Source organism: Micromonospora sp. NPDC049580 (genome assembly GCF_040675595.1).
Classification (GTDB): Bacteria; Actinomycetota; Actinomycetes; order Mycobacteriales; family Micromonosporaceae; genus Micromonospora.
On the sequence record NZ_JBFAPG010000573.1, the window covers coordinates 1 to 3,611 of the forward strand.

The following is a 3,611-nucleotide window of genomic DNA, read 5'->3' on the forward strand; positions in this document are numbered from 1 at the left end:
CGTGACGCGTGCGGGCCCGATTTCCGTCGCGCTGTGCGGCGCGTCGCCTGCCGGTGCTTATATCCAGCGGCCGTCGAGCCACATTCGGGACAGCCAGTCCGAGTACGGGATCAGCCGTCCCACGAAAATCGGATAGAAGTACGCGAAGCACAACGCCACCAGCAGCACGTACGCCCCGGCCGCGATGCTGCCCACCAGCCGGCGTTCGTAGCCCGCGTCGCCGGGCACCAGGGCTGCCGTCTCACCCACGTCGCCGCCGGGCGGAGCGATCAGCGCGCCCAGCACGTACACCACGGCCAGCACCAGGAACGGCAGCGCCGGTGCCACGTAGAACGAGAACATCGTCCGGCCGTCGAGCGCGAACCAGAACCAGGGCAGCAGTCCGGCGGCCACGGTGAGCAGGATCGCGCCGGCCCGCCAGTCCCGTCGGGCGATGCCCAGCCAGACCAGCGCCACGAGGGCGGGCAGGAACGACCACCACAGCAGCGGGGTGCCGAGCAGCAGGATCTCCGAGGCGCAGGTCGGCGCCCCGCAGGCGCCGTCGCCGGACCAGTGGAACGCCACCGGCCGCCCGAGCAGCAGCCACTGCCACGGCCACGACTGGTACTTGTGCGGATCGTCGAGCTGGGCGTGGAAGCCGTACGCGGCGCGGTGGTACTCGAAGAGGTTGACCAGCGGGCCGATCACCGGGGTGTCGCTGAGCGGGGCGCTCGGGTAGGCCGACGCGAGCCGGTAGTAGCCGTCGTCGCTGAGCAGCCACCCCGACCAGGTGGCGAGGTAGGTGCCGACCATCAGCACACCGGCCAGCACCAGCCAGGGCACCTCGTCGAGCAGGGTGTCCCGCCAGGGCCTGCGGACGCCCGCCGAGCGGCGGACCCCGACCTCCCAGAGGACCACGAACAGGGCGAACACCGGCACGAAGTAGAGCGCGCTCCACTTGACCGCGCAGGCGCAGCCGATCAGCACCCCGGCGGCGAGCCGCCACCACGGCCACGTGCGCCAGCCGGTCGCCGGCCGGCCCGCGCGCCCCGGCAGACTCGGGTCGAGCCCGTCGTCCAGGGCGCGCGCCCAGCGCCGGCGGCGGGCGTCCCGGTCGAGCACCAGCGCGCCGAAGGCGGCCAGCACGAAGAACAGCAGGAAGATGTCGAGCAGCGCCGCGCGCGACAGCACCAGGTGGAAGCCGTCCAGCGCGAGCAGCAGGCCGGCCGCGCAGCCGAGCACCGTCGAGCGGAACAGCCGCCGACCGATGCGGACCAGCAGCAGTACCGACAGCGTGCCGATCACGGCCGCCGAGAACCGCCAGCCGAACTCCGGCGCGGTGGTGAACAGGTGCCCACCGACGGAGACCTTCGACTCCGCGTCCTGATAGCCGAAGGCCCACTCGCCGACGCCGATCAGCCACTTGCCCAGCGGCGGGTGCACCACGTACGACGGGCCGTTGTCCTTGTAGTTCCACTCGACGCCCCGGCTGATCAGCCCGTACGCGTCCTTGGCGTAGTACGTCTCGTCGAAGATCTTGCCCTTGGGGCTGGACAGGCCCACGAAGCGCAGGATCCCCGCGATAACCACCACCACGGCGGTGGCGAGCCACGAATACGGGTCCACCCGGCTGTCGACGGTGGCGAACCGGCGGCGGACCACGGCGGATATGCCCCCGCCGTCGGCACGTGGTGCCGTCGGTTCCTGGTGGGGGCTGGGCTCGCCGGACACCTCGACCGTGTCTGCCGGGTCGGCGCTCGGGCTCTGCGCTGTAGACGCACTCGTCACCCGGCGATCGTAGGCTGCCAGGGTGTCCTGTGGCGCCCGTCGTCCCTGATACCGGTATTCGCTGTCGATGAAGGAGACGATGTCGTGGGTGAAATGTCCGAAGCTGGGCGCCTGATCCTGCTCGGTGCCCCGCTCGGCAACCCCGCCGATGCCTCGGTGCGGTTTCGGGAAGTCCTGGCCAGCGCCGACGTGGTGGCCGCCGAGGACACCCGCCGCCTGACCCGGCTGGCCCGCGACCTCGACATCACCGTCGGCGGCCGGATCGTCTCCTATTTCGAGGGCAACGAGGAACGGCGTACGCCCGAACTGGTCGAGGTCATCCTCGGCGGGTACGTGGTGGCGCTGGTGACCGACGGCGGCATGCCGAGCGTCTCCGACCCGGGTTACCGGCTGGTCCGGGCCGCGTTGGACGTCGGGGCGCCGGTCACCGTGGCACCCGGGCCCAGCGCGGTGACCACCGCCCTCGCCGTTTCCGGGCTGCCCTGCGACCGGTTCTGCTTCGAGGGGTTCCTGCCCCGCAGTGGGGGTGCCCGCCGGTCCCGGCTGCGCGCGCTCGCCGCCGAGGAGCGCACCCTCGTCTTCTTCGAGGCGCCGCACCGGATCGGCGCGGCGCTCGCCGACCTGGCCGAGACGTTCGGCGCGGACCGGCCGGCCGCGCTCTGCCGGGAACTCACCAAGACCTACGAGGAGGTGCTCCGCCGCCCCCTCGGCGAGTTGGCCCGGTGGGCCGCCGAGGGCGATCCGCGCGGGGAGATCACCCTGGTGGTGGCCGGCTCGCCGGTGACCGCGCCGGAACGCCCCGACGACGACACCCTGCGCGCGGCAGTCGCCGAGCGGGAGGCCGCCGGCCGGTCCCGTCGGGACGCCATCACCGATGTCGCCACCGAATACTCGCTGCGCCGCCGTGAGGTCTACACGATCGTGCACAGCTGACCCACCGGCGCGTTCACCACGCGGCGGCGAGGAAGCCGAGGGTGATCAGCGCCGGGCCGGCGAGAGCCGTGGCCACCGCCCAGCGGCGGTGTCGCCGGCCGGGCAGCCGGGCCGACCCCGTCCACCGGACGATGCCGGCGGCGCAGCCGAGCACCGCCAGCAGCCCGGGCAGCCAGCGCAGGTGTCGGCCCGCGCCGGTGTCGGCGTACGCGGTGTCGCCGTCCGGGCCGGTCATCCGTGCCCGCAGCGCCGCCCCGGGCGCGCCACCTCCGGCGGGTACGCCGCTGACCCGTACCCCGTGGGCCAGGAACCGCCCGTCGTCGGCCGTGAAGATGCCCCGGCACCGCTGGGTGAGACCGCCTCCGGTGCAGTGGTCGATCACCACCGTGCCGTCGCGCGCGTGCCCGACCGCGAGCCAGAACGGGCCGGCGCTGACCCAGGCGAAGAAGGCCGCGACCAGGCTCAGCAGCACCAGCGCGGTCAGTCCGGGCAGCGGGTCCGGCAACGCGGTCGTCCGCGACGAGGGACGGCGAGCCCGGCGCTGGGGGGCGGCGACCTCGCGGACGGGGGTGCCGTCCCAGTGCACCTGCTCGATCGGCGCCCAGAACGTGCCCTCGTCGTCCGGTGGCCGGTCCCCGTCGACCCGGTGAGCAGTTCGGCGACGGCTCTGCTGGCGTACCGGCACCCGACGCGGCACCGCGTCCACCGGCGCCCCGGTGGTCGGCTCCACCTCGACCGGGACCACGGTTGCCGGCCCGCCCGAAGCCGCCGAGCCCGCCGGGCGCGTCGGCCGACGTCGCGCCGGCGGCGCGCGAACCGGCCCGAACGGCGGTCGGGGCGCAGCCGGCAACCGTGGTCCCGGTCGAGGTGGAGCCGACCACCGGGGCGCCGGTGGACGCGGTGCCGCGTCG

The 3,611-nt window shown here is 74.0% G+C and carries 3 protein-coding genes; 1 reads left to right on the top strand and 2 read right to left on the bottom strand.

The window, feature by feature from the left end; translation table 11 throughout:
• Positions 1 to 57 precede the first annotated feature (57 nt).
• The gene (locus AB0J68_RS29285) at positions 58 to 1,710 is read right to left on the bottom strand and encodes a phospholipid carrier-dependent glycosyltransferase (protein WP_363941775.1); all 1,653 of its coding nucleotides are present in this window, start codon (positions 1,708 to 1,710) and stop codon (positions 58 to 60) included.
• 141 nt (positions 1,711 to 1,851) lie between these two features.
• On the opposite strand from AB0J68_RS29285, the gene rsmI reads away from it, so the two are divergent.
• Entirely contained in the window at positions 1,852 to 2,700 is an 849-nt protein-coding gene (gene rsmI, locus AB0J68_RS29290) for a 16S rRNA (cytidine(1402)-2'-O)-methyltransferase (protein WP_354861853.1), read from the top strand.
• Between the two features lie 13 nt (positions 2,701 to 2,713).
• Here rsmI and AB0J68_RS29295 read toward each other — a convergent pair whose 3' ends face one another.
• Positions 2,714 to 3,430 carry a hypothetical protein gene (locus AB0J68_RS29295; RefSeq protein WP_363941772.1) on the bottom strand — a complete coding sequence of 239 codons (717 nt, stop codon included), beginning with the start codon at positions 3,428 to 3,430 and terminating at the stop codon, positions 2,714 to 2,716.
• Positions 3,431 to 3,611: the final 181 nt, after the last annotated feature.